We start from the raw sequence: 23,749 nt of genomic DNA on the forward strand, positions 1-23,749 counted from the left end.
GCTTTATTCATGGAAGATCCAGATAAGTCAATCCGGCGATTGTCGAATTCCTGGAGACCGTGATGCTGTTTGCACAGGGCGCCGTGGCGCTGGTGACCGGCGGGTCACGCGGAATCGGCCGGGCCGTCGCGCTCGACCTGGCCCGCGAGGGCGCCACCGTCATCGTCAACTACGCCCGCTCCGAGCACGACGCCAAGGAGGTCGTCGCCCGGATCGAGGAGGAGGGCGGCCGCGCGACGGCCGTCCAGGCGGACGTCACCGACGAGGAGGCCGTACGCGCCATGTTCCGCGCCGTGCGCACCGAGCACGGCCGCCTCGACGTGCTGGTGACCAGCGCCGGCATCACCTCCGATCGCTACCTGGTGGCGATGGGGCTGGAGCAGTTCCGCGCGCCGGTCGAGACCAACCTGGTCGGCACCTTCCTGGCCTGCCGGGAGGCGCTGCGGCTGATGCAGCACCAGCGCAGCGGCTCCATCGTGACGCTGTCGTCCTCCAGCGGGCTCGACGGCGGCTTCCCCGGCCAGACCAACTACGTGGCCTCCAAGGGCGCGATCGTCGCCTTCACCCACGCGCTGTCGAACGAGGCGGCCCCCCATGGCGTGCGGGCCAACGTCGTGTGCCCCGGTTTCGTGGCCACCGACATGACGCGCAAGGTCCCCGCGGACCTCAAGAAGCAGTACGAGTCCCGCATCCGCCTGGGCCGCATGGGCCGTCCCGAGGAGATCGCGTCCATCGTGAGCTTCCTGGCCTCGCCCAAGGCGTCGTACATGTCCGGATCCGTGGTGGTCGCGCACGGCGGCGGCCTCGGCTGAGCAAGAAGGAACAACCATGACCATGGACGAACTCCGCGCCAGGGCCGCGGCTCGGCAGCAGACGTGCTCCCAGATCAAGAAGATGATCGTCTCCCGGCTCGACCTGGAGATCGATCCCGACTGGATCACCGACGACCAGCCGCTGTTCGGCCGCGGGCTCGAACTGGACAGTCTCGACGTGCTCGAACTGTACGTGGCCATCGAGGCCGAGTTCGGCGTGGCCCTCTACGACAGCGACATGGCGGTGTTCGGCTCGGTGTCGCGGCTGGCCGAAGAGGTCGACCCGGCGCTGCGGGCGGTCTCCGCATGACGGCCACCGAAGAGGTGCCGCCGGTGACGGCGCAGGCGCCGCCGGGAAGGGCGCCGGCACCCGTGCAGCTCTCCCACGACCAGGTACGGCAGGTGCTGCCGCACCGGTGGCCGATGCTGCTGCTCGACCGGGTCGGCTCCGTGGTGCCCGGCGTCAAGGGCACGGCCACCAAGAACGTGGCCGGGACCGAACTGTGGTTCCAGGGACACTTCCCCTCCGAGGCGGTGCTGCCCGGCGTCGTGATCGTCGAGGCCATGGCGCAGCTCAGCGGGGTGGTCTTCGCCCTGGCCGGGGCCAGTGAGATCAGCTACCTGGCGGGGGTCAGGTCGATGCGGTTCCGCCGCCCGATCGTCCCCGGCGACCAGGTCACCCTGACCGCCGAGCGGACCGCGGGCGGCGGCGGGTTCGCCGAGTTCCGCGTGTCGGCGCGGGTGGACGGCCAGATCGCCGCCGAAGGAAACCTCACGATCGCCGATCCGGCGTCACAACGTACCGTGCGAAAGGTGTGATCATGGCAACCGTCCTCGCGACCGAGCATCCGGAGGACACGGCGTACGGCCAGGTGGGCGACGCCACCGTGCCGCTGCGTTTCTCCTCACTCGCGGAGGAGTACCGCGTGCTCAGAAACCGCGCCGCGGTCCTGGACCTCGGAGGGCACGGCCTCATCCAGATCACCGGAGCCGACGGCGTCGACTTCGCGCAGCGCGTGCTGGCCCGCGACGTGGAGTACCTCACCTCCGACCGCTGCATGATGAGCCTCGTCCTGGACGAGTCCGGGCAGGTCGTGGACCAGGTCCTCGCCTTCGGCCGGGAGGACGGGCTGCTGCTGGAGAGCTCCTGCGGCGCGGGCACCCGGCTCCTGGAGCACCTGCTGGCCCGGGTGGCCGACGACGACGTCCAGATCACCGACCGCTCCGGCGACCTGACCGTCATCGGGCTGGAGGGCCCCTACGCGTGGGGCGTGGTGGGGCGGCTGATCGACGCGGAGCTGGCCTCGCTGCCGTTCGAGTCGGTGGTGGACACCGCCTGGGACGACGTGGAGATCGTCTTCGCCCGCACCGGTCTGACCGGCGAGTACGGCTACCAGATGATCGTCCCCATCGAGTCCGCCGCCGCCCTGTGGCGCAGGTCGCTGGAGCACGCGCAGGCGGCGGGGGTGGAGGCGCTGGAGCTGGCCATGCTGGAGGTGCGCCAGCCCATCCCGCGCCACGAGGTCACCCCCGGCGCGTCGGTCATCGAGATCGGCGCCAACTGGCTGGTGGACATCACCAAGGACGACTTCGTCGGCAAAGACGCGGTCGTCGAGGCGTTCGAGGCCGGCGGCGGGCGGCGCACGGTCGGCTTCACCGGCTGCCCCGGCGTCCCCGCCCTGGGCACCCGCGTGCAGGCGGCCGGCCAGGACATCGGCGAGGTGGTCTACGCCGTGCACAGCGTCGGCCTCGACGCCACCCTCGGTCTGGCCCGGGTGACGGAGGACCTGGCCGCGGCGGGGCTGGAGCTCACCGTCGGCGGTCTGCCCGTGACCACGCTGACCAGCCCCTACGTCGTGCCCAAAAGCTGGAGCATCCCGATCATCTGATCGGGCCGGTGCCGAGTTAAGGAGAGCAAGCATGGCGCTGCGGCCCGTCGTGGTCACCGGCCTGGGCATCATCTGCGCGGCCGGCCGCGACCCCGCCGAGTTCTGGCGGCGGCTCACCGCCGGCCAGGGCGGACTCACCCCCATCGAGGACGAGGCGTTCGCCGTGTTCACCGCCCGGTACGCGGGCCAGGTGCCGGACGCGTGGATCGACGACCAGCTCCCGCAGGAGGACCGCGGCCGGGACCGTACGGCCAGGCTCGCGCTCGTCGCCGCCCGCCAGGCCGTCGGACAGGCCGGTCTCGTCTCCCGCGATCCCGGCACGGACCCCGGGCGGCCCGATCCCGGGCGGCTCGGGATCATCCTCGGCAAGTGCCAGGCGACGCCCGACGCGGCGGGCCGCTACCAGCCCATGCACCGCACGGCCGACGTGGTGGCCGACCGGCTGGGGCTGCTCGGGCCGCGCATCCTGGTCTCCACCGCCTGCGCGGCCGGGGGCAACGCGGTCGGCCTGGCCAGGGACAAGATCCTCACCGGCGAGGCGGACGCGGTGCTGGCGGGCGGCGTCGACCCGCTGCTGTTCGGCACGTACGCGGGCTTCGCCGGGCTGCAGGCGCTGAGCACCGGCCCCTGCCGCCCGTACAGCAGCTCCGACGGGCTCAACCTGGGCGAGGGCGCGGCGTTCCTGCTGCTGGAGCCGCTGGACCTGGCCCTGGCCAGGGGCGCGACCCCGCTGGCCGAGGTGGCCGGCTACGGCCTGTCCGCCGACGCCTACCACGCCACCGCCCCCGACCCCACCGGCCGGGGCGGGGCCAGCGCGGTACGGCGCGCCCTGGCCGACGCCGGTCTCACCTCCGCCGACGTGCACTACGTCAGCGGCCACGGCACCGGCACCCCAGCCAACGACACCATGGAGGCCAAGGTCATGCGCCTGGTCTTCGGCGAGCGCGCCGGGCGGGTGCCCACCAGCAGCATCAAGTCGTTCGTCGGCCACACGCTGGGCGCGGCGGGCGCGGTGGAGGCGGTGGCGAGCGTGCTGGCGCTGCAGCACGGCGTCGCCCCGCCCACGATCGGCTTCGAGGACGAACCGGCCGCGGCCGATCTGGACTTCGTGCCCAACGCGGCGCGGCCGATGACGATCGACACGGTCGTCTCCAACAACTACGCCTTCGGCGGAAACAACGTCTCGCTCGTGCTGACCCGGCCCCGCGGCCCGCGCCCGTACGACGGGCTGCCGCACCGCGCCGCCGTGATCACCGGTCTCGGGCCGGTGACCGGGGTCGGCGCCGGGATCGCCGAGGTCGCCGAGGCCGTCGCCACGGGGCTGCAGGAGCCCGGCAGGCCGCCGTCGCTGGACGGGCGCACGTACGCCCCGCGCTCGTTGTGGCGGCACATGAACCACCTGTCCCGCATGGCCATCGCCGCCTCCCGTCTGGCCTGGGAGGACGCCGGGCTGAAGCTCCCCAGGAAGGCGCTGGACGAGGTGGGGCTCGTGTTCGCCACCGCGGCGGGATCGGCGGAGAGCACCGGCGGGTTCGACGAGAGCATCGCGCTCAACCCGAACAAGCCCGCCGTGCTGAGCTTCTCCAACGTCGTATTGAACGCCACCGGCGGTGCGGTCTGCCAGACGCTCGGCCTGCGCGGGCCCACCACGACGATCTGCAACGGCGGCGCGTCGGCCTCGATCGCCCTCGACTGCGCGCTGGAGATGATCCGGGCGGGCAAGGCCGAAGTGGTCCTGGTCGTCGCCGCCGACGAGACGACCGCCCCCGCCCCGGCCTCGGACCCGCCGGTCCCGTACGGAGAGAGTACGGCCGCGCCCGTGCCCGGGTCGGCGGCCGTGGCCTTCGTGGTCGAGTCCGCCGAGCACTGCGCGGGACGGGCGGGAAGGGCGTACGCGACGGTGACCGGCACCGCGCACACCACCGGCACCGGGACCGAGGCGGTCCTGCGTGAACTGCCGGTGTCCGGGGCCGGGCCGGCGGAGCTGGTGATCGGGGCCGGGACCGGTGGGCCGGAGGACGGGCAGGAGGCCGCCGCGGTGCTCGGCTGCGCGCCGGGCGCGCTGCTGACCGCCTCGGCCGGGCTGACCGGCGACTGCCAGGCGGCCACCGGCGCCATGAACCTCCTCCTGGCCGCCCTGGCGCTGCGCGAGCAGATCGCACCCGCGCTGACCGGGCTCACCGCCCCGCGCGCCGGGACTCTCGGCTCGTACGTGACCAAACCGGACCTGCCCGCACCGGTACGCCGCGCGCTGGCGTTGACCGCCGCCCACGGCTCGGTACGCGGTGCGGTGCTGCTGGAGGCCGTATGAGCACGCCCCCGTTCGACGTGGCCGAGACGGACCGGCTGCTGACCACCACCCGGTCCGTACGCCGCCGCCTCGACCTGGAACGACCCGTTCCCCGCCAGGTCGTCGAGGAGTGCCTGGAGGTCGCCGTCCAGGCGCCCACCGCCAACAACCACCAGAACTGGCGCTGGCTGGTCGTCACCGAGCCCGACGCCAAGGCGCGGCTGGCCGAGATGATCCGCTCGTCGTGGCAGTTCCACCTCAACGACATCTGGACGAGGGCCGGCCGGCGCCGCCACCACCGGCAGGCCCGCCGCAACCACGACTCGGCGCAGGCGCTCATCGAGATGATCGCCAAGGTTCCCATGCTGGTCATCCCGTGCGTGCTCGGCCGCCCGCCGGACGTCGCGGCCATCAACGCCGCCTGGCGCGAGCGGATGTCGGACAAGGTCCCCGAGGACCCCGGCCACCAGGTCCAGCACGGCGAGACGCGGGCCAGCATCTTCTACGGCTCGATCTTCCCGGCGATCTGGTCCTTCCAGCTCGCCCTGCGCAGCCGGGGCCTGGGAAGCACGATCACCTGCCTGCACGTCCCGCACGAACGCGCCGTGGGGCGGCTGCTCGGCATCCCCTCCGGGGTCACGCAGGTGTGCATGATCCCGGTCGCCTACACGGTCGGCACCGACTTCCGTCCCGCCGACCGCCACAGCGCCAAGGAACGCACGTACTGGGAGAGGTGGGGGACGTGACCCGACGACCCGAACAGCCCGACGTCGTGATCGTCGGCGGCGGCATCTCCGGCGCGTCGGCGGCCTGCAGGCTGGCCGCCGGCGGGCTGTCGGTGGTTCTGCTGGAGAAGCAGGATGCCTACCGCGACCTGGTGCGCGGCGAGTGGCTGGCGCCGTGGGGCATCAGGGAGGCCCAGCGGCTCGGCGTGTACGACTGCTTCTCCGCCGGCGGCGGCTGGGAGATCCGCGAGTGGATGACCTGGGACGAGGCCGTCGCCGAGGACGAGGTCGAGGCCGTGGACATGACCCGGTTCATCCCGGGCATCGGCGGCCCGATGTCCTTCCCGCACCACAGCGTGTGCGAGCTGATGGCCGAGCAGGCCGTGGCCTCCGGGGCCCGCCTGGTCATGGACGCCGCCAAGATCGGGGTCACCGCCGGGCCGCGGCCGGTGGTGACGTACCTGACGCCCGGGGGCGCGCACGAGCTGCGGCCCCGCATCGTGCTCGGCGCGACCGGGCGCGGCAACACCGTCGGGCGTCAGATCGGCGTCACCATGCGCAACTCCATGCACCACTGGGGCGGCGGCATGATGGTCGAGGGCCTGGACTCCTGGCCGGCCGACGTGCAGGCCATGGGCACCGAGGGCGACGTGATGTTCATGGTCTTCCCCCAGGGGTACGGCCGCGCCCGCCTCTATCTGAACTTCCCCACCGTCAACAAGCACCGCTACCGGGGGCCGGGCGGTGTGGAGCGGTTCCTGGCCGCGTTCGAGCTCGACTGCCTGCCCGACCGGGGCAAGGCGGTCACCGAGGCGGTGCCGGCCGGGCCGCTGTCGGTGTGGCCGTCGGTGTCCAGCGTCCCCGAGGTGCCGCCCGTGGTCGAGGGCGTGGTGCTGATCGGCGACGAGGCGGGCAACGCCGACACCGTGCTCGGCACCGGCCTGTCCTGCGCGATGCGCGACTCCCGTACCGTCTGCGACATCCTGCTGACCTCCGGCGACTGGTCGCCCAAGGCGTTCACCCCGTACGTGGAGGAGCGGAACTTCCGCCTGGAGCGGCTGGACTTCGGCGCCTCCATCATCAGCAGGCTGCACGTCGAGTTCGGCCCGGCGGCCGTCGAGCGGCGGCGGCGGGTGCGCAGGCTCATGGCGAAGAACTTCGCCGCGCAGGTGACCGGGCTGCTCAACATGGTCGCCCCAGAGGACGTACCGGAGTTCGGTTTCAGCGAGTTCTTCGCCGAGCGGCTGTTCAGGGAGACGGCATGACTGAGAAGAAGTTCATCCGGGTCAACGACGTGGAGCTGGCCTACGTGGACGAGGGCGAGGGCGAGGCCGTCATCCTGCTGCACGGGTTCCCCGACTCCTCCCATCTGTGGCGGCACCAGATCCCCGCCCTGGTCGAGGGCGGATTCCGGGTGATCGCGCCCGACCTGCGGGGCTTCGGCGACTCCGGCAAGCCGCAGGAGGTCGAGGCGTACGGCATGCAGACCATCGTCAACGACGTCGTCGCCCTGACCATGAAGCTCGGCGTCAAACGGCCCCACCTGGTGGGCCACGACTGGGGCGCGGCCATCGCCTGGATGTACGCCTTCCTCATGCCGCGGCGCATCGACCACCTGGCGGTGCTGTCGGTCGGGCACCCCGGGGTGTTCGCCAACCCGTCGCTGGAGCAGCGCGCGGCCTCCTGGTACATGCTCTTCTACCAGTTCCCCGGCGTGAGCGAGGAGCTGCTGCGGCGCAACGGGTGGCGGCTGTTCAAGGAGATCATGGGCCGGGACGGCGACTACGACCGCTATCTGCGCGACCTGGCCAGGCCCGGCGCGCTGACGGCCGGGCTCAACTGGTACCGCGCCAACCGCTCGCCCGCCGCCGAGCTGCGCCCCGCCCGTCCCTTCCCGCCCGTGCTCGCGCCGACGCTCGGCATCTGGGGAGCGGGGGACAAGGCGCTGCTGGAGGAGGGCATGGCCGCCTCCGGCAAGTTCGTCAAGGGCCCCTGGCGGTACGAGCGCGTCGACGACGCCGGCCACTGGCTGCCCCTCGACGCCCCCGACCAGGTCAACAAGTTGCTGCTCGGCTTCCTCGGCACCGAGCGGCCCGCGCACGAGGAACGGCGTCCGCGCCGTCGCCTCTGAAAGGTGTTCATCGCATGCTCGGCTATCTCTTTCCCGGTCAGGGGACCGTCCGCGTCGGCATGGGCGCGTGGCTGCGCCGCCGTCCCGCCGCGCGGGAGCGGCTGGACCGGTTCGACGCGCTGCTGACGCGGCCGATCTCGCCGCTGTGCGCCCGCGGGCCCATGGATCGGCTGGTCGCCACCGAGCACGCCCAGGTGGCGGTGACGGCCTGCAACCTGGCCGCGCTGACCGTCCTGGAGGAGGAGGGGTACGAGCCCGCCGTCGTGGCCGGGCACAGCGTCGGCGAGCTGAGCGCCCTGCACGCCGCCGGGGTGCTGACCTTCGACGACACGGTACGGCTGGTCGGGATCCGCGCGCGGCTCATGGCCGGGGTGGGGGAGATCGGCGGCATGCGGGCCGTGATGGGGCTGCCGGTCGAGCAGGTGGAGGACCTGGCCGCGCTCGCCTCCGAACCGGGGGAGCCGGTCGTGGTGGGGCTGGAGAACGCGCCGGGGCACGTGGTCGTCTCCGGGGCGCTGCCCGCCCTCGACCGGCTGACCGCGCTCGCCACCGCAGCCACCAAGATCATTACGCTGCGGGTGGGGAACGCCTTCCACTCGCCGCTGATGGCGGCCGCCGTGCCGGGATGGGCCGAGGCCGTACGGCAGGCCCCGATGCGGGAGCCGCGCGTGCCCGTCGTGCCGAACGTCACCGGCGAGCCGACCACCGACCTGGGCACGTTGCGGGAGGCCCTGATCGCCCAGCTCACCGGCCGGGTGCTGTGGACGCGCACGGTCACCGTGATCGACGCCGTCGCGCCCGGAGTGGAGGTCGGCGACAGCAAGGTGCTCGCCGGCCTGTCCCGCCGCGCCGAGGCCCGCTGCCTCAGCATGGCCGACCCGGGCGCCCTGCGCCGCCTGGCCAAGACGGTGGCGGCATGAGCGCGGGCGCGGGCGGCGGCGTGGGCGGAGGCAACGTGTCCGGCGGCTGGGGGAGAGACGTGAGCGGGAGCAGCGTGTCCGGCGGCTGGGGAAGCGGTGTGAGCCGGGACGGTCCGAGCCGCTGGGGGAGCGCCGTCGTCGGGTACGCGGGGCTCGCACGGCCGCAGGAACTGGTCGGCGCGATGTCGCTGGAGGAGGTCTTCACGCCCGCCGAGCGGGTCAGGTCCGCCGGCGGGCGCACCCTCCAGCACTGGGCGGGGCGGCTGGCCGCCAAGCGCGCGGTGCTGCGCCTGCTCGGCGTGCCGCCCACAGCCGAGCGCCTGGGGCAGGTGGAGGTGCTGCCCGAGCCCACCCCGGTCTGCCGGGGTGACGCCGCCTGCCTCACCGGGCACCCCCCGGCCGTCCGCCTCACCGGCCGGCTGGCCGGGCTCGGCGGTTCCGGCAGCATCCGCGTCTCGCTCAGCCACACCGCCCAGCGCGCTCTCGCCGTCGCCCTCCGCACCGCCCGCCTGCCTGAGGACGCGGCCCACCCGCTTGAGGACGCGGCCCACCCGCTTGAGGACGCGGCCCACCCGCTTGAGGACAAGGTCCAGCCGCTTGAGGACGCGGCCCGCTCTCCCGAGAACGAGGAGGACCGGTGACGGACGCCAGGAAGATCGCGGAGGAGCACCTGCTGGCCTGGTGCGACGGCGCGCCCGAGGCCGTCACCGCCACGGTCGCCTCCTTCTCCGACCCCGACTCCGGCGGGCCGGTGGGCGGTGCGGAGCTGACCGCGTACGCCGCCGCCGTGCTGGGGCGCTTCCGCAACCCGCGCTTCGAGGCCGGACGCGTGCTCGGGGACGCCGACGCGGCCGTCGTCTCCTGGACGCTCACAGCCGACCACCGGGACACCTACCTCGGCATCCCCGCCACGGGCGGTGCCGTCACCGTCCACGGCACCGACCTGGTGACCGTGGACGCGGACGGCGCGCACGTACGGCGCGACTTCGACCGGCTGGCGCTGACCGGGGCGCTCGGCTACGGCGCGCGGTTCGTGCCCGAGTCCGGCGGGACGCGCGAGTTCGGCGTGAGCTCCCGCACCTCCACCGGCCGCGCCGAGCGCCCCGGCGCGCTCGTCCTGACCTGGCTGGAGGTACGCGACGACGCCGAGGCCGCCGACGTGGACCTGCTCAGCGTGAAGATCGTCGACTCTCTGCGCGCGACCCGCGGCTTCCTCGGCGTGAGCACGTTCGACATCGGCGACCGCAAGTACACGCTGAGCGCCTTCGACCGGCCCGAGTCCGTGCGCGCCGTCCACGCCAACCCCCACCGGCGCGCCGTGCGCCGCTTCTTCAAGAGCGGCCTGTGCACCCGCGTCCACACCAGCGTGTGGCGGCCGATCCACGCCCGCGACTACGCCCGCTGCCCGGACTGCGCGGCGGTCGTCGCGACCGGCGCGGACACGTCCTGCCCGTGCGGCTGGACACCCGGCGACGCCCCGACCCTGTGAGACCCGCCGAGCGATCTGGAGACCTCGATGTTGGAATTCACCGCCGAGCACCGGCCCGGTGACGGCAGACCGGCCGTGGTGTTCATGTCCGCGCTGTTCGCCGGCGGCTGGATCTGGGACCACCCGTTCCTGCGGCTGTCGGCGCAGGGGTGGCCGGTGCTGCGCACGAACGAGGCCATCTGCGCCCTCGACCGCCAGGTCGCCGGATCGATCGAACGGCTCGGGGACGCGCTGCTGCGGTCCTGCGACGACGCCGGCGTCGGGGACGCCGTGGTGTGCGCCAACTCGCTGGGCGGGCTGGTGGCCATCGACCTGGCGGGACGTCATCCCGACCGGGTGCGGGGGATCGTCGTGAGCGGCGCCCCCGGCCTCACCCCCGACCCCGACGTGGGGCTGAGTTTCGACCGGCGCGGCAGTGTGCGGCCCTTCGGGGAGGACTTCGGCGAGCGCATGGTGGCCGCGCTGTTCCACAGCGGGCGCAGCCACTTCGCCCCCGAGCGCATGGCCGAGGCGGGCGCCCTGCTGGAGCGGCCGGAGTCGATGGTGAGCATGGCGCGCAGCATCAAGGCCACCCGCCGGTACCAGGTCGGGCCCGCGCTGGAGCGCGTCCGGTGCCCCTCCCTGTACGTCTGGGGCCGCCACGACCGGATGACCCCGGTCGCGCCGTGGCTGGAGGTGCTGGCCGGCCATCCGGATGCGGAGGTCCTGGTCGTGGAGGACAGCGGCCACATCCCCATGGTCGAGTGTGCCGAGGGATACACCGCGGCACTGGAACGGTTCGTCATCCGCTGCGCCGGAGCCCTCACGTGAACACCTCCGCGCACCCGGCCGTTCCCGCTGTCCGCCGGGGGGATCCGACCGCGCTGATGGGGGTGGACATCGTGGAGTGCGACCGGCTGGCGCGGGCGGCGGCCCGCGGCGGCGAGGTGTTCACCCGGCACATCACCACCCCGGCCGAGCGGGCGCTGGGCCCCGGCGTGGCGGCGTTCTCCGTCAAGGAGAGCCTGATCAAGGCCGTCGGCATCCGCCCGGAGGGATTCACCTGGCACGACTTCGAGGCGCTGCCCGATCCGGTGCCCGCCTGGGTCGCGGCCCTGCTGGATGAGGCGGCGGACGAACTGGCGGCCTCCGCGGGCGTCTTCCTGGCCGACGGCGCCGCCTACGCCGTCCGCGGCGCCAGCGCCCGGGCCGCCCTCGTCCGTCTCAGGAGCGGCACGCCTGTGGGGGCCGCCCGGTGGGGGGAGAGCCAGGGATTGTTCGTGGCGCTGGCGATCGTCTACGTCGAGCAGGAAGGGGTGCCGTCATGAGGAGAACCGTCCGGCCGGGAGAGTCGGTCCAGCGGGCGCTGGACGAGGCGGGTCCCGGGGCGCACGTCACCCTGGCGGAGGGCGTCTTCGCCGAGAGCGTGTGGATCAGGCATTCCGGTGTGACCCTCAGCGGCGCGGGCCCCGGCAGGACGACGCTGGAGCCCGGCGAGATCACGCCGTCCGGGGTGCCGCGGCTGCACGACGCCGCCGAGGACGTGGTCAGCGGGGTCACCGTCTACGGCGACGACCTGGCGGGAGTGCGGATCGAGGGGCTGACGGTGCGCGGGTTCTCCGGGGCGGGCGTGTACGCGCACTCCGTCGCCGGCGTCACCGTGCGCCGCGTCGAGGCTGCGGGCAACGCCGTCTGGGGCGTCTACCTGCGCGAGTCCACCGGATGCCGGATCATGGACTGCCGTGCCTCCGGCAGCCAGTACGCGGGCGCCGCGCTCAGCTTCTGCCCGCCGTCCGACCACCTGGTGGCGGGCAACGAGTGCCACACCAACGCGTTCGGCGTGTTCGTCGACAACTCCTCGGGCGTCAGGGCGCTGCGCAACGCCTGCCACGGCAACGCGGTCGGCATGCTCCTGCTCAACCAGGTCTACGAGGGGGAGCCGCCGGGGGGCGTCACCGACTGCCTGGTGGCGGGCAACGACCTGTACGGCAACGGCCTGGCCGCCGGCGCCGAGCCGGACGGCCTGGGCGCGGCCGGCCCGCCGATGTCCGGCGTCGGCCTCGCGCTGATCGGGACCCGGCGGGTCAGCGTCGTGGACAACCACATCCACGACAACCACCCGAGCGGCGAGTCGGTCATGGGGGCGGCCTTCGTCATGGGCTCCTCCAAGGGCTGGGGCGGCGACGACGTGCTGGACACGCATGTGCTGTGGAACCGCGTGCACGGCAACACCCCGCTGGACTACCAGCTCGGCGCGGACCCGGACCGCCAGGTGTCCGCCGCCAACACCGCCGACAAGGGCGACCCCGCCGACGCACGGGGGTGGACCCGATGACCGCGCCCGAGCCGGTGATCGCACCCGACCCGGCGTCGGCACCCGAGCCGGTGATCGCGCCCGAGCCGACGTCCGTACCCGGGCACACGTCCGCACCTGAGCCGACGCCCGCGACCCCCACCCCGCCCACTCTCTCCTGCCGCGGCCTGAGCAAGCGCTACGGCGACGTCCACGCCGTTCAGGACGTCGGCTTCGACATCGCGCCAGGCGAGGCGTACGGGCTGCTCGGTCCCAACGGCGCGGGCAAGACCACCACGATCTCCATGCTCGTGGGCCTGCTCCGTCCCGACAGCGGTCACGTGCGCGTGTGCGGCGTGGACCTGGCGGCCGACCCGATGCGAGCCAAGGCCAGGATCGGGTACGTCCCGCAGGAGATCGCCCTCTACCCGGAGCTGACCGGCCGCGAGAACCTGCGCTTCTTCGGCCGCCTGTTCGGCCTGCCCCGCCGCGAGCTGGCCGGGCGCATCGACGAGGTGCTCGACCTGGTGGGGCTGGGGGGCCGCGCCGACGACAGGCTCAAGACGTACTCGGGGGGCATGAAGCGGCGCATCAACATCGGCACCGCGCTCCTGCACCGGCCCGAGGTGCTGATCCTGGACGAGCCCACCGTGGGCGTGGACCCGCAGAGCCGCAAGGCGATCCTGGACGGCGTCGAACACCTGGTCGGCGAGGGCATGTCGCTGCTGTACACCTCCCACTACATGGAGGAGGTGGAGCGCGTCTGCGACCGGGTGGCGATCATCGACCACGGCCGGATCATCGCCGAGGGCACCCGCCGCGAGCTGATCGCGCTGGTCGGCGGCGCCGACAAGGTGGAGCTGTCACTGGAGGGCGACCTGGAGACGGCGCTGGCCAAGCTGCGCGCGGTCGAGGGCGTGATCGAGGCGGCGATGACCGGCGCCACGTCGATCCGGCTGCTCACCGAGGGCGGGCGGCACCTGCTCCCCGCGCTCATCACCGCCGTGGACGGCTGCGCCACGGTGACGGCCACCCAGGTCATCGAGCCCGACCTGGAGGCCACGTTCCTGCACCTGACCGGCTCCACCCTTCGGGACTGACCATGTGGAGAGCACTCGCCGCGGTGGGCGCGCTGGAGCTGCGGACCCGGCTGCGCGACGGCACAGCCCTGGTGATCGCGCTGATCGTCCCGGTCACACTGGCCACGCTGTTCAGCGTGGCGCTCGGCGGCGACGACCCGCCGCTGCGGGCCACGGTGGGGTTCGTGGACCTGGACCGCGGCGAGTTCCCCGCGAGCGTGCGCCGCGAGGTGATGGGCTCGCAGGAGCTGAAGGGCAGCGTGACGCTGCGCGACCTGCCGGGCCGGCAGGAGGCGCAGCGGGCTCTGGACGACGGCGAGATCGGCGCGGCGATCGTCTTCCCCGCCGGGTTCAGCCACAGCGTGGGGGAGGGGCGCGGCGGCGACGTGTCCGTCCTGACCTCGCCGGAGTCCCCCCTGGCCGGGGTGGTGGCGCGGGCGATCGTGGACCGCATCTCGGCGCTGGTGGACGCCAGGACGCTGGCGGTGCGGGCCGTGCTGAAGGCCGGGCTGCCCGGCGACGAGGTCAAGGAACTGGTGGAGCGCAACGGCGCGGCGGGACCGGCGCCGGCGCTGGAGGACGACCCGCTGTCCGGCGGCAAGGTCGACCTGTCGGTCCACTACGGCTCCGGCATGGCGGCGCTGTTCGCGTTCTTCGTGGTCGGAGCCTCCTTCCGCGGTCTGCTCACCGAGCGCAAACTCGGCACGCTCGACCGGATGCGCGCCGGGCCGCTGGCGGTGTGGGTGCCGTTCGCGGGCAAGGCCGCGGTGGGGTTCGCGCTGGCGCTGGTCAGCGTGTGCGTCACCTGGGCGGCGTCCGTGCTGGTGTCCGGGGCGACGTGGGGCGACCCGCCGGCCGTGTTCGCGGTGCTGCTGGCGCACGTGCTGGCCGCCGCGGCGATCACGATGCTGGTGACGAGCCGGGTGAAGACCGACGCCCAGGCGGACGGCGTGATCATGGTGGTGTCGTTCGTCATGGCCTTTTTGGGCGGCAGCCTCGTGCCGATGCACAGCCTGCCCGGCGTGCTCCAGGCCGCCGCGCTGCTCACCCCCAACGGCTGGACCTCCACGGCGCTGACCGAGCTGGCCGGCTCCGGCGCGGGCCTGGCCGCCGTCGCCGGTCCGGTCGCCGTGCTGTGCGCGATCGCGCTGGCCACCGGCGGTCTGGCCGTGCTCGGGATGAAGAAGGGAACGCTGCTGTGAACCCACGCCCCGTCCTGGCCCTGGTGGCCGCCAACCTGCGGCGGCACGCCCGCGACCGGGTCGGCCTGTTCTTCATGGTGGTCATGCCGTTCGTGTCCATCGTCTTCGTCGGCATGGCCATCGGCAACGGCACCGGACGCCTGCCCGTCGGCGTGGTCGCGCACAGCTCCGACCCCGTCACCGCCGCCCTGCTGGAGGAGCTGGGCCGCCGCCCCGACCTGGAGATCACCCGGATGGGGTCGGCCGACGACCTGCGCTCCGGCGTGCGGTCCGGCGCGCTGGCCGCCGGGCTGGTCATCCCGGGCGACCCCGTCCGCCTCCAGCTCGTCGTCACCCGGACCAACGGCAGCGGCCTGGCCGCCCGCAGCGCCATCGACGTGGCCGTCGGCCGGGTGGCCGCCGTGCAGGAGGCCACCAGGGCCGCCGTCGCCGCGGGCGCCACGCCCGCCCAGGCCGCCGAGTACGTCCGGCAGGCCCAGCGGGAGTCCGGCCGCGTGGCCGTCACCGGCGGGTCCGCCGGCGCCGCCGACCCGCGCGGTTTCGCCTACACCGCCCCGGCCAACCTGCTGCTGTTCACCTTCATCAACTCCATGGCCGTGGCCGCCGCCCTGGTCGAGAGCCGCCGGCTCGGCATGCTCCAGCGGGCGCTCACCGCCCCCGTCCGGCGGGCGTCGGTGCTGCTCGGCGAGGCGCTGAGCCGTTTCCTCGTGGCGCTCGCCCAGGCCGTGCTGATCGTCGTGGTGAGCGCGCTGGCGTTCGGCGTGACGTGGGGGGACCCGCTCGGCGTAGCGGCCGTCGTGGTGGTGTTCGCGCTGGTCGCCACCGGCGCGGCGCTCCTGGTCGGCACCCTGCTGAACGCGCCCGACCAGGCCCCCGCCATCGGCCCGCCGCTCGGCGTGGTGCTGGGCATGCTCGGCGGCTGCCTGTGGCCGCGTGAGGCGTCCGGCGAGGTGATCAACGCCATCGGCCACCTGTTCCCGCACGCCTGGGGCATGGACGCACTGCTCACGCTCGCCCGGCCGGGCACGGGCCTGACGGCGGTGCTGCCCCAGCTCGCCGTACTGGCCGGGATGGCCGCCCTGCTGCTGGGCGCGGCCCTGGCCCTGTTCCGCCGCCGGGCGCTGACCGCCTTCTGAGAGCCGTCCGAGAAAGGAGCGCACGCGATGAAGGGCATCGTGCTCGCCGGAGGGAGGGGCACCCGGCTGCTGCCCGTCACGCTCGCCGTCTCCAAGCAACTGCTCCCGGTCAACGACAAGCCCCTGGTGTACTTCCCGCTGTCGGTGCTCATGCTGGCCGGCGTCCGGGACATCCTGATCATCACCACGCCCGCGGACATGCCGCAGCTCGAACGACTGCTCGGCGACGGCTCCCATCTCGGCCTGTCCATCACCTACGCCGGGCAGCCCGAGCCGAACGGCATCGCCGAGGCGCTGATCATCGGCGCCGAGCACATCGGCGGCGGCCCGGTCGCGCTCGTCCTCGGCGACAACGTCTTCCACGGCCACAACTTCCAGGAGCTCCTCCGCCGGGAGTGCTCCCGGGTGGACGGCTGCGTGCTGTTCGGCCATCCCGTCCGCGACCCCCACCGGTACGGCATCGCCGAGGCCGGCCACGACGGCCGCCTGCTGTCCATCGAGGAGAAGCCCGCCCGCCCCCGCTCCAACCAGGCGGTCGTCGGCCTCTACCTCTACGACGGCGACGCCGTGGACATCGCCAAGAATCTCACCCCGTCCGCCCGGGGCGAACTGGAGATCACCGACGTCAACCGCGCCTACCTGGAGCGCGGCAAGGCGAAGCTGGTCAACCTGGGCCGCGGCTTCGCCTGGCTGGACGCGGGCACGCCGGAGTCCCTGCTCCAGGCCTCGCAGTACGTTCAGCTCCTCGAACAGCGGCAGGGCGTGCGGATCGCCTGCCTGGAGGAGATCGCCCTGCGCATGGGCTACATCGGCGCCGACGACTGCCGCCGGCTCGGCGTCGCCCTCGGCGCCTCCGCCTACGGCCAGTACGTGATCACGGTGGCCGAGCAATTCGGGAACACACAGCAGGAGGAAAGATCATGACGTTGATGTCGTTCGCCCGTGACCATGTGATGGACGTATACCGCTACGCCGAGCGCAAAGGCGCGATCGAGGCCATCGAGGTGGCGGCGGCCGACCTCGGCATCGACGTGGGGGAGATGCGGGAGGCCGTGTGCCATCTGGTGGACAGCCGCCTGCTGCGGCCCGACGACGGCGCCGGCGAGCGGTACGCGCCGGTCGACCCGGAGCTGGCCGCCGCCTCACTGGTGTCCACCGTCGAGCGTGAGATCTACCGGCGGCGGGAGCTGATCGACCAGATCAAGGAGCGCGTCGGTCTGGTGCGGCCGTCGCCGGAGGCGTCCCGCAGCACCGTGGACTACCTGGTGGGGGCCATGGAGGTGCGGGGCTTCCTCAAGACGGCCAGCGACGCCTGCCGCGACGAGGTCCTGGTGCTCCAGGGAGGCGGCGTGGTCGGGGACCTGTCGGAGACCTACCTCGACCTGCTGGCCAGGGGAGTGACCGTCCGCATCATCTGCCAGCACCGCAACCGGGCCGACATCGGCACCCGGATGCGGATGAAGCGGCTCACCGACGCGGGCGCCTCCGTCTACACCGTCAGCCACGTGCCGCGCTCGGCCACCGTCTTCGACCGCTCGCTGGTCGTGCTGTTCGGCGCGGACGACACCGAGGCCAACGTCGCCCGCGTGCACAACCAGGGCATCGCCCAGTTCTTCCTCGACCTGTTCAACCACCTGTGGGAGACGGCCACGCCGCTGGAGGGCATCGACTTCGGCTACGCGGGCGTGGCCGACGACCTGCAGCAGTCGATCGCCGTGCTGATGGCCAAGGGCTACACCGACGAGGTGGTGGCCAGGAAGCTCGGCATGTCGGTGCGCAGCTGCCGCCGGCACATCGCCACCATGATGCGCGATCTCGACGCCACCAGCCGCTTCCAGGCCGGAGTGCAGGCCGCCAGGAAATACCTCACAGCGGAGTGACCTCCTCAAAGCTGTCCGGCCCGAAGCTGTCCGGCCCGAAGCCGTACGGCAGGGCCACGCCGGCCAGCGCGCGGGCCCGTTCCACGACCGTCTCGACGCCGGACACCAGGTCCTCGAACGGCATCCGCGGATCCAGGCACAGCCGTACCGAGCTGTTGGCGTCCTCGGCGGCGAGGCCGATGGCGGTCAGGACGTACGAGGGCTCCTGGGAGCCGGAGTTGCACGCCGAGCCGGTGGACAGCGCCACCGAACGCAGGCTTGAGACGAGGCTCTCGCCGCGCACGCCGGGCAGCACCACGTTCAGCACGTGCGGCACGCTCACGTCCGGGTCGCCGTTGACGCGCACGCCCGGGAACCCGGCCCTCAGCACGTCCAGGGCCGTGGCGCGCAGTTCGAGCACCCGCCGCCACTCGGCCTCCCGGCGTTCGGCCGCCAGCTCGCACGCCCTGCCGAGGCCGGCGACCAGGTGGGTGGGGATGGTGCCGCTGCGGAGCGCGTGCTGGCCGCCGCCGTACATGACCGGGCGCAGCCGGTGGCGGATCTCCGGCCGCACGTACAGCGCGCCGACGCCCTTCGGGCCGCGGATCTTGTGTGCGGACAGGGACAGGACGTCCAGCTCCGTGTCGCGTACGTCAATGGGGACGCGACCGGCCGCCTGCGCGCCGTCCACGTGCAGCAGCGCGCCCGCCTCGTGGCAGAGCGCGGCCATGGCCCGCACCGGCTGCACGGCGCCGATCTCGCTGTTGACCCAGGCGGCCGTGGCCACCCGGGTGCCGAGGTCCAGCAGCCCGGCCAGGTGGCCGAGGTCGACCTGGCCGCTCGGGCGCACCCGCATGGTCCTGATCTCGACGCCGCGGGCGGCCAGCGCCTGCCCGACGGCCAGCGACGACTTGTGGTCGGTGGGGCAGAACACCCCGTTGACCGGGGCGGCGTCGTCATGGGCGAACGCGCCGAGCAGGGCGATGTTGTTGCTCTCGGTCGCGCCCGAGGTGAACACGATCTCGCCGGCGTCGGCGCCGATCAGCCGGGCCACGGACTCGGCGGCGGCGTCCACCGCCCGCCGCGCCCGCTTGCCCATGGCGTGCGGGGAGGAGGGGTTGCCGTACTCCTCCCGCAGGTACGGCAGCATGGCCTCCAGCACCTCGTCGTCGACGCGGGTGGTCGCGCAGCCGTCCAGGTAGATCGTCTTCATCGCGGGTCACCGCCGGAAGGTGCTGACGGTGACGAGCTTGTCGTAGATCTCGTCGTGGGTCATCTCACCGCTGCCGCCCGGGTCCGCCACGACCACGCGCATGCCGGGCAGGTCGTACAGGCTGAGCGCGATGTCCACGCCGGTCTCCACAGGGTGCAGGCACTCGCCCGGCGCGAAGATCAGCAGGTTGCGGTGCCCGGCCCGGTACACCTCCGAGACCATCTCGGTGATCTCGCCCGCGCAGCCGGTGATGCCGCAGCTGATCAGCGTCCGGTAGTTGCCCTCGGCGTCCAGGAAGGCCACTTCGGTGTCGCGCCGGCCGGTGTCGAGGTAGCGCTTCTCCAGGCGGCCCGCCCTGACGAGGCGGTCGGCGGCCTTCTGGAAGCGGTACTTGAGCCAGGTCTCGGGGAAGGCCAGGGGATGCTTGCGGCTGGGCAGCACGATGTCCCCGGTGAGCCCGGCGTCGCACAGCGCCTTCTCGTAGGAGGACGGCAGCGCGGACATGCCGGCGAAGAACTCCGCGCGCAGCTCGCTCGCCGGGCGGTCGCCGGCGGGCACGTACTGCCAGTCGTTGACCAGCAGCAGGAGCCGCACGTCGGCGCCCGCCGCGGCGTAGCCCCGCAGCAGTTCGACCGACATCCGCCAGGTGTAGCCGGGGAAGACTCCCACGCGGCCGGCGATGCGGCGGCGCATGGTCTCCTCGCGCTGTTCCTCGATGACGCCGGGCGTCAGCCGGCCCGTCTGCGGGTCCTCGAACAGCATGAAGTGGCCGCCCATGATGACCAGGTCGCCGAGGCCGGCGGCGGGCAGCTCGCGGTCGATGGCCTCGCGCAGTTCCTGCTCCGAGGCGACCAGGCGGCGGCTCTTGACCACCTGGCTGTTGAGGGTCTGGGGCATGATCTTCACTTCCTGTCGCTGGGAATCCGGCTGGTGGAGGTCGGCGGGGCGGGGGCCAGGCGGGCGGCCAGCGCGCCCAGCGGCGCGGGACCGGCGAGCTGCTGGAGGGTGAGTCCCCGCCAGCCGCGCCCGCGCAGCTCCGCCAGCACCCGCGGGATGCGCAGGACCCGGCCTCCGGCCAGCGTGTAGCTGTCGGACGGGTTGACGTGGGCGAGACCGTGCGCGTCCCGCACGGTCTCCAGCAGCGCCTGCACGGCCTCGCGGTTCGCCCGGTGCGCTCGCCCGGGGAGCCCGGCGGGCTCGGATGTCTCGGGGGACGCAGTGGACACGGGGGGTACGGCGGACCCCGGGGCGAAGGACGCGAAGGCCGCCAGGTCGGTGAGCCGGGGGTCGTCGCCGGCCGCCAGCACCAGGTGCTCCATGCCGCGCAGGAACCGTTCGACGGCGTCGGCGTCCATGACCGACGACATGGCGTGCAGGGAGAGCGCGACCGCGTCGCGCCACTCGTCGATCCGCAGGTAGGTGTCCAGCCCGCAGTGGGCCCACGACTCCGGGACCGGGTTCCAGGTGAAGGCGGTGCGGCGGCCGCCGTACTCCATGGTGCGCTGCTTGATGAAGTTGACCTCCGACCCCAGCCGCACCGGGCCGCCGCGCCGCGACCCCTCGCGCGAGACCATCTCGACGACCTCGTCGTAGGGGACGTAGGAGTGCTCGCGCGCCCGCTCGAAACCCCGGGCCACGCGGCCGAGCAGCTCGCCGAAGGACGGGTCGCCCGTGCAGTCCACCCGGACGAGCGTCGGGGAGAACATACAGGCCATCACGTCGGGGAAGGGATGCGTCTCCCGGTTGCTGACGAACGACAGGAACCCCACCGTGTCGCCGCCGGTGTAGACCGCGGTCATGGCCGTGTACGCGGCGAGGTGCACCAGCGACGGCCACACCCCGTGCCGCCCCGCCGCCTCCCGCGCGGCCTCGAGCATCGCGGGCGAGATCAGCGTCGCGTGCCGGGCCGGGTGGTCACCGTGCTCCGGGTGGTCACCGTGTTCTGAGCGGGCGCGCTGTTCCGGGCGGCCGCCGTGTTCCGGGTGGCGACCGTGTTCCGGGTGGCGACCGTGTTCCGCCCGCCGGCGGGCGAAGGGGTCGCGGGGGAGGCGGGCCACCTCCTCCTGCCAGTACGCCATCCCCCGCGCCGCCGTGATCGCCGCGTCCACCGACGCCTCGTGGCGGGCCAGCTCGGCCGGCCGGTGCCGGACGGGGGGCAGCGCGGCCGGGCGGCGCGCGACCATCCCGGCGGCCTGCGTGCGCAGCTCCCGCTTGATCTCCCCCAGCGTCCAGACGTCCACGGCCAGGTGGTTGAACACCAGGACGCACGCCTTCGGCATACCCCCTGTGGTGATCAGGCAGGCCCGGATCGGCCACTCCCCGGCCAGATCGAACGGCCTGCGGGTCAGTTCCTCGATGGTCTCGGCGGGCCCGGGTGCGCCGTCCCGCTCCGTGGTGACGACCCGGACCGGCAGCGGGCGCGGCGCTTCCACGTGCTGTTCGGGCCCGGGGTCGAGCCGGTACGTCGTCCGCAGGATCTCGTGACGCCGGGTCAGATGGGTGAGGATGGCCTTCGCCTGGGCGACGGTGATCCCCGCGGGCACCTCGAAACGCAGCACCACATGCGTCTCGTGCTGGTGCTCGGGAGGAAGCTGGTGGACGCGCAGCCACATGTAGCGCTGTCCCCAGCACAGGCCGGCGGATTTCATGAGACTTTCACCTCGGCGGATTCCATGAAACCGGACACCTTGAGGATTGGCTTTTCCCGGGCACCCGGCAATGGTCACGCAATGGCCGGTTCGGCGGTGAAAAACCTGTCAGTAGGGGTTACTTGACCGGGGCCCCTGTTTCCCGGAAACCTCTTTTCAAGGGGACGGTTCCGTGAGATGGGGGTACACCGCCATGTTGGAAATACCCGATGGATTCCAGAGCCTTCTGAGGACCCATCTGCCGTACGCGGACGCGGCTCGGCTGGCGCCGCAGGACGAACTGGGCTCGCTCGGGCTCGACTCGATGGGCGTGGTGCGGCTGCTCGTGGACGTGGAGAACACCTACGGGGTGGAACTGCCCGACGAGCTGCTGAACGAGTCCACGTTCAACACGGTCGGCTCCCTGTGGGACACCCTGTCGTCCCGCCTGTGGCCTCCGCTGCGCTGACGCCCGCCCCGTCCGCCCGCGCCGCCACCCCGCCGGGGTGGCGGCGCCTGAGGCATCCGTAGCGCCCCGGGCATCCGCGGCGTCTCAGGCGTTCAGGGCGGCGGCGGTGGCGCGGCGGTCGACCTTGCCGTTGGTGTTCAGCGGCAGCTCGTCCAGGATCGTGACCGAGCGCGGCACCATGTAGCCGGGCAGCACCCGCGCCACCCCCCTGATCAGCGCCACCGGATCGAGCCCCGTCCCCGTGCAGGCCGCCTCCAGGCACAGCTCGCCGTCCCGCCCCCGCACCGCCAGCACGACCGCCTCCACCACGTCCGGCTGGCCCCGCAGCGCGGCCTCCACCTCGCCGGGCTCCACCCGGTGCCCGGAGATCTTGACCTGCTGGTCCAGCCGTCCCAGGTGCACCAGCACGCCGTCGCGCCAGGCCACCCGGTCGCCGGTCCGGTACCACAGGTCCGGCGCGACCGTCCCGCCCGCCGTCCCGCCGGCTGTCACCGCCTCGCGCGCCCTCACACCGTCGAAGCAGGCGAACCGGCCCGGGTTCACGCCGGGGTCGGCGTACCCGGGGAAGCGCTGCACGCCGCGCAGCAGCAGCTCGCCCTCGGCGGCCGGCCGCCCCTCCTCGTCCACCACCAGGTGCTCGACCCGCGGGTACGGCGTCCCGATCGGCACCGTCCCGTTGGCGGTCTCCGGCCAGCGCCCCGGGTCGGCCGGGAGGCGGTACTGGGCGCAGCTGACGGTCAGCTCCGTCGGGCCGTACAGGTTCTCCAGGACGCTCCCCGGCGCGGCCAGCCGCCACGCCCCGGCCTGGAGCAGCGTCAGCGGCTCGCCGCAGAACAGGCTCCACCGCAACGACGGCATCACGCCCGGCTTCAGTCGCCGCAGCCGCATGGCCAGCGACACCACCGACGGCACGCTGAACCAGTGCGTCAGCTCCTCGCGGGCCACGAAGGCGACGGGTTTGAGCAGGTCGTACGGGGCCGGCACGACCAGCGTCGCCCCGCTGCCCCAGGCGGCGAACATGTCGAACACCGACAGGTCGAACGTCAGGTCGAAGGTCTGCGACAGCCGGCAGCCGGGCCCCAGCTCGTAGCGGGGGACCACATGCGACAGGTACGCGTCCACGCTGCGGTGGCGCACCGGCACGCCCTTCGGCGCGCCGGTCGACCCCGAGGTGAAGAGCACGTACGCCGGGTCGTCCGGGCGGGCCGGGAGGGTGTCGGGCACGGCGCGCGGCGGGGCGTCCAGCCGGTCCAGGCGCACCGCCAGCGTGGCGGCGGGCAGCACGGGCGGCGGGAGGGCGGCGTCGGCGAGCACGAGGTCGAGCCCGGCCGCCGCCGCCACGGCGCGGTTGCGCGCGGCGGGCGCGGACGGGTTCAGCGGCACCGCGGTGGCGCCGAGCCGCTGGATCGCCAGGTAGCCGGCGTAGGCCAGGAGGCTGCGGGCCGCGTACAGGCCGACCCTGGCCGGGGGCTCGCCGCAGGCCGCGGCGATCTCGGCGGCCAGCCGCCGCGACAGCGACTCCAGCTCAGCGTAGGTGTGACGGCCGCCGCCCACCTCCAAGGCGACCCGCTCGCCGTGACGGGCGGCGGAGTCGGCGAACCACTGGTAAAGGGTGCGTTCCATGGCCTTCTCCGGA

Annotated in this window: 24 protein-coding genes; 20 read left to right on the plus strand and 4 right to left on the minus strand. The window is 73.3% G+C overall.

What is annotated here, in order from left to right; genetic code table 11:
- The first annotated feature begins 62 nt into the window (after positions 1–62).
- Genes fabG through Psi01_RS37140 form a run of 19 tightly spaced genes read left to right on the plus strand, consistent with a single transcriptional unit; the run spans position 63 to position 17,825 of the window.
- On the plus strand, positions 63–812 hold the full coding sequence (gene fabG, locus Psi01_RS37050; protein ID WP_204068838.1) for a 3-oxoacyl-ACP reductase FabG: 750 nt from the start codon (positions 63–65) through the stop codon (positions 810–812).
- A 16-nt stretch (positions 813–828) separates the two neighbouring features.
- Positions 829–1,122, plus strand: coding sequence for an acyl carrier protein (locus Psi01_RS37055; protein ID WP_184939121.1), 294 nt, complete (start codon positions 829–831; stop codon positions 1,120–1,122).
- Positions 1,119–1,631 carry a 3-hydroxyacyl-ACP dehydratase FabZ gene (fabZ, locus tag Psi01_RS37060; RefSeq protein ID WP_239128305.1) on the plus strand — a complete coding sequence of 171 codons (513 nt, stop codon included), beginning with the start codon at positions 1,119–1,121 and terminating at the stop codon, positions 1,629–1,631. Before Psi01_RS37055 ends, fabZ begins: the two co-directional genes overlap by 4 nt.
- A 2-nt stretch (positions 1,632–1,633) precedes the next feature.
- Entirely contained in the window at positions 1,634–2,701 is a 1,068-nt protein-coding gene (locus Psi01_RS37065) for an aminomethyl transferase family protein (protein WP_239128306.1), read from the plus strand.
- A 31-nt stretch (positions 2,702–2,732) separates the two neighbouring features.
- Entirely contained in the window at positions 2,733–5,012 is a 2,280-nt protein-coding gene (locus Psi01_RS37070; RefSeq protein WP_204068840.1) for a beta-ketoacyl-[acyl-carrier-protein] synthase family protein, read from the plus strand.
- Entirely contained in the window at positions 5,009–5,737 is a 729-nt protein-coding gene (locus Psi01_RS37075) for a nitroreductase family protein (protein WP_204068841.1), read from the plus strand. The genes Psi01_RS37070 and Psi01_RS37075 overlap by 4 nt, the downstream gene beginning before the upstream one ends.
- Positions 5,734–6,981 carry an FAD-dependent oxidoreductase gene (locus Psi01_RS37080; protein WP_239128307.1) on the plus strand — a complete coding sequence of 416 codons (1,248 nt, stop codon included), beginning with the start codon at positions 5,734–5,736 and terminating at the stop codon, positions 6,979–6,981. Before Psi01_RS37075 ends, Psi01_RS37080 begins: the two co-directional genes overlap by 4 nt.
- Complete coding sequence (locus tag Psi01_RS37085; RefSeq protein ID WP_204068843.1) at positions 6,978–7,847, plus strand: alpha/beta fold hydrolase; 870 nt, start codon at positions 6,978–6,980, stop codon at positions 7,845–7,847. The genes Psi01_RS37080 and Psi01_RS37085 overlap by 4 nt, the downstream gene beginning before the upstream one ends.
- Before the next feature lie 14 nt (positions 7,848–7,861).
- A complete protein-coding gene (locus Psi01_RS37090; protein ID WP_204068844.1) occupies positions 7,862–8,767 on the plus strand; it encodes an ACP S-malonyltransferase in 906 nt (301 codons plus the stop codon).
- On the plus strand, positions 8,764–9,408 hold the full coding sequence (locus tag Psi01_RS37095; protein WP_204068845.1) for a holo-ACP synthase: 645 nt from the start codon (positions 8,764–8,766) through the stop codon (positions 9,406–9,408). Before Psi01_RS37090 ends, Psi01_RS37095 begins: the two co-directional genes overlap by 4 nt.
- Positions 9,405–10,256, plus strand: coding sequence for a nuclear transport factor 2 family protein (locus tag Psi01_RS37100; RefSeq protein WP_204068846.1), 852 nt, complete (start codon positions 9,405–9,407; stop codon positions 10,254–10,256). The genes Psi01_RS37095 and Psi01_RS37100 overlap by 4 nt, the downstream gene beginning before the upstream one ends.
- Before the next feature lie 27 nt (positions 10,257–10,283).
- Entirely contained in the window at positions 10,284–11,066 is a 783-nt protein-coding gene (locus Psi01_RS37105) for an alpha/beta fold hydrolase (protein WP_204068847.1), read from the plus strand.
- Positions 11,063–11,563, plus strand: coding sequence for a 4'-phosphopantetheinyl transferase superfamily protein (locus Psi01_RS37110; protein ID WP_204068848.1), 501 nt, complete (start codon positions 11,063–11,065; stop codon positions 11,561–11,563). The genes Psi01_RS37105 and Psi01_RS37110 overlap by 4 nt, the downstream gene beginning before the upstream one ends.
- On the plus strand, positions 11,560–12,570 hold the full coding sequence (locus Psi01_RS37115) for a right-handed parallel beta-helix repeat-containing protein (RefSeq protein WP_204068849.1): 1,011 nt from the start codon (positions 11,560–11,562) through the stop codon (positions 12,568–12,570). Before Psi01_RS37110 ends, Psi01_RS37115 begins: the two co-directional genes overlap by 4 nt.
- The gene (locus tag Psi01_RS37120; RefSeq protein ID WP_204068850.1) at positions 12,567–13,628 is read left to right on the plus strand and encodes an ABC transporter ATP-binding protein; all 1,062 of its coding nucleotides are present in this window, start codon (positions 12,567–12,569) and stop codon (positions 13,626–13,628) included. Before Psi01_RS37115 ends, Psi01_RS37120 begins: the two co-directional genes overlap by 4 nt.
- A gap of 2 nt (positions 13,629–13,630) precedes the next feature.
- Positions 13,631–14,809 (plus strand): ABC transporter permease, encoded by a 1,179-nt coding sequence (locus Psi01_RS37125; protein WP_239128308.1) that lies wholly within the window; start codon positions 13,631–13,633, stop codon positions 14,807–14,809.
- On the plus strand, positions 14,806–15,945 hold the full coding sequence (locus Psi01_RS37130; protein WP_204068851.1) for an ABC transporter permease: 1,140 nt from the start codon (positions 14,806–14,808) through the stop codon (positions 15,943–15,945). The genes Psi01_RS37125 and Psi01_RS37130 overlap by 4 nt, the downstream gene beginning before the upstream one ends.
- Positions 15,946–15,972: 27 nt before the next feature.
- Positions 15,973–16,869: a glucose-1-phosphate thymidylyltransferase RfbA gene (rfbA, locus tag Psi01_RS37135; RefSeq protein ID WP_204068852.1), complete on the plus strand. Its 897-nt coding sequence runs from the start codon at positions 15,973–15,975 to the stop codon at positions 16,867–16,869.
- Positions 16,866–17,825 carry a hypothetical protein gene (locus tag Psi01_RS37140; RefSeq protein ID WP_204068853.1) on the plus strand — a complete coding sequence of 320 codons (960 nt, stop codon included), beginning with the start codon at positions 16,866–16,868 and terminating at the stop codon, positions 17,823–17,825. Before rfbA ends, Psi01_RS37140 begins: the two co-directional genes overlap by 4 nt.
- Here Psi01_RS37140 and Psi01_RS37145 read toward each other — a convergent pair.
- The 3 genes from Psi01_RS37145 to Psi01_RS37155 are packed head-to-tail and all read right to left on the minus strand — an operon-like array spanning position 17,812 to position 21,665.
- Entirely contained in the window at positions 17,812–19,017 is a 1,206-nt protein-coding gene (locus tag Psi01_RS37145) for a cysteine desulfurase family protein (protein WP_204068854.1), read from the minus strand. The two genes, Psi01_RS37140 and Psi01_RS37145, sit on opposite strands and share 14 nt — an antisense overlap.
- 6 nt (positions 19,018–19,023) lie before the next feature.
- Entirely contained in the window at positions 19,024–19,914 is an 891-nt protein-coding gene (locus Psi01_RS37150) for an LPD16 domain-containing protein (RefSeq protein WP_204068855.1), read from the minus strand.
- 5 nt (positions 19,915–19,919) lie between these two features.
- The gene (locus Psi01_RS37155) at positions 19,920–21,665 is read right to left on the minus strand and encodes a condensation domain-containing protein (RefSeq protein ID WP_204068856.1); all 1,746 of its coding nucleotides are present in this window, start codon (positions 21,663–21,665) and stop codon (positions 19,920–19,922) included.
- A 193-nt stretch (positions 21,666–21,858) separates the two neighbouring features.
- On the opposite strand from Psi01_RS37155, the gene Psi01_RS37160 reads away from it, so the two are divergent.
- Positions 21,859–22,113, plus strand: coding sequence for a phosphopantetheine-binding protein (locus tag Psi01_RS37160; RefSeq protein ID WP_204068857.1), 255 nt, complete (start codon positions 21,859–21,861; stop codon positions 22,111–22,113).
- Positions 22,114–22,197: 84 nt separating this feature from the next.
- Here the strand turns inward: Psi01_RS37160 and Psi01_RS37165 are convergent, their stop codons facing one another.
- The gene (locus tag Psi01_RS37165; protein ID WP_204068858.1) at positions 22,198–23,736 is read right to left on the minus strand and encodes an AMP-binding protein; all 1,539 of its coding nucleotides are present in this window, start codon (positions 23,734–23,736) and stop codon (positions 22,198–22,200) included.
- Between the last annotated feature and the right edge of the window lie 13 nt (positions 23,737–23,749).

It is taken from the genome of Paraplanobispora siamensis (assembly GCF_016863175.1).
Lineage (GTDB): Bacteria > Actinomycetota > Actinomycetes > Streptosporangiales > Streptosporangiaceae > Planobispora > Planobispora siamensis.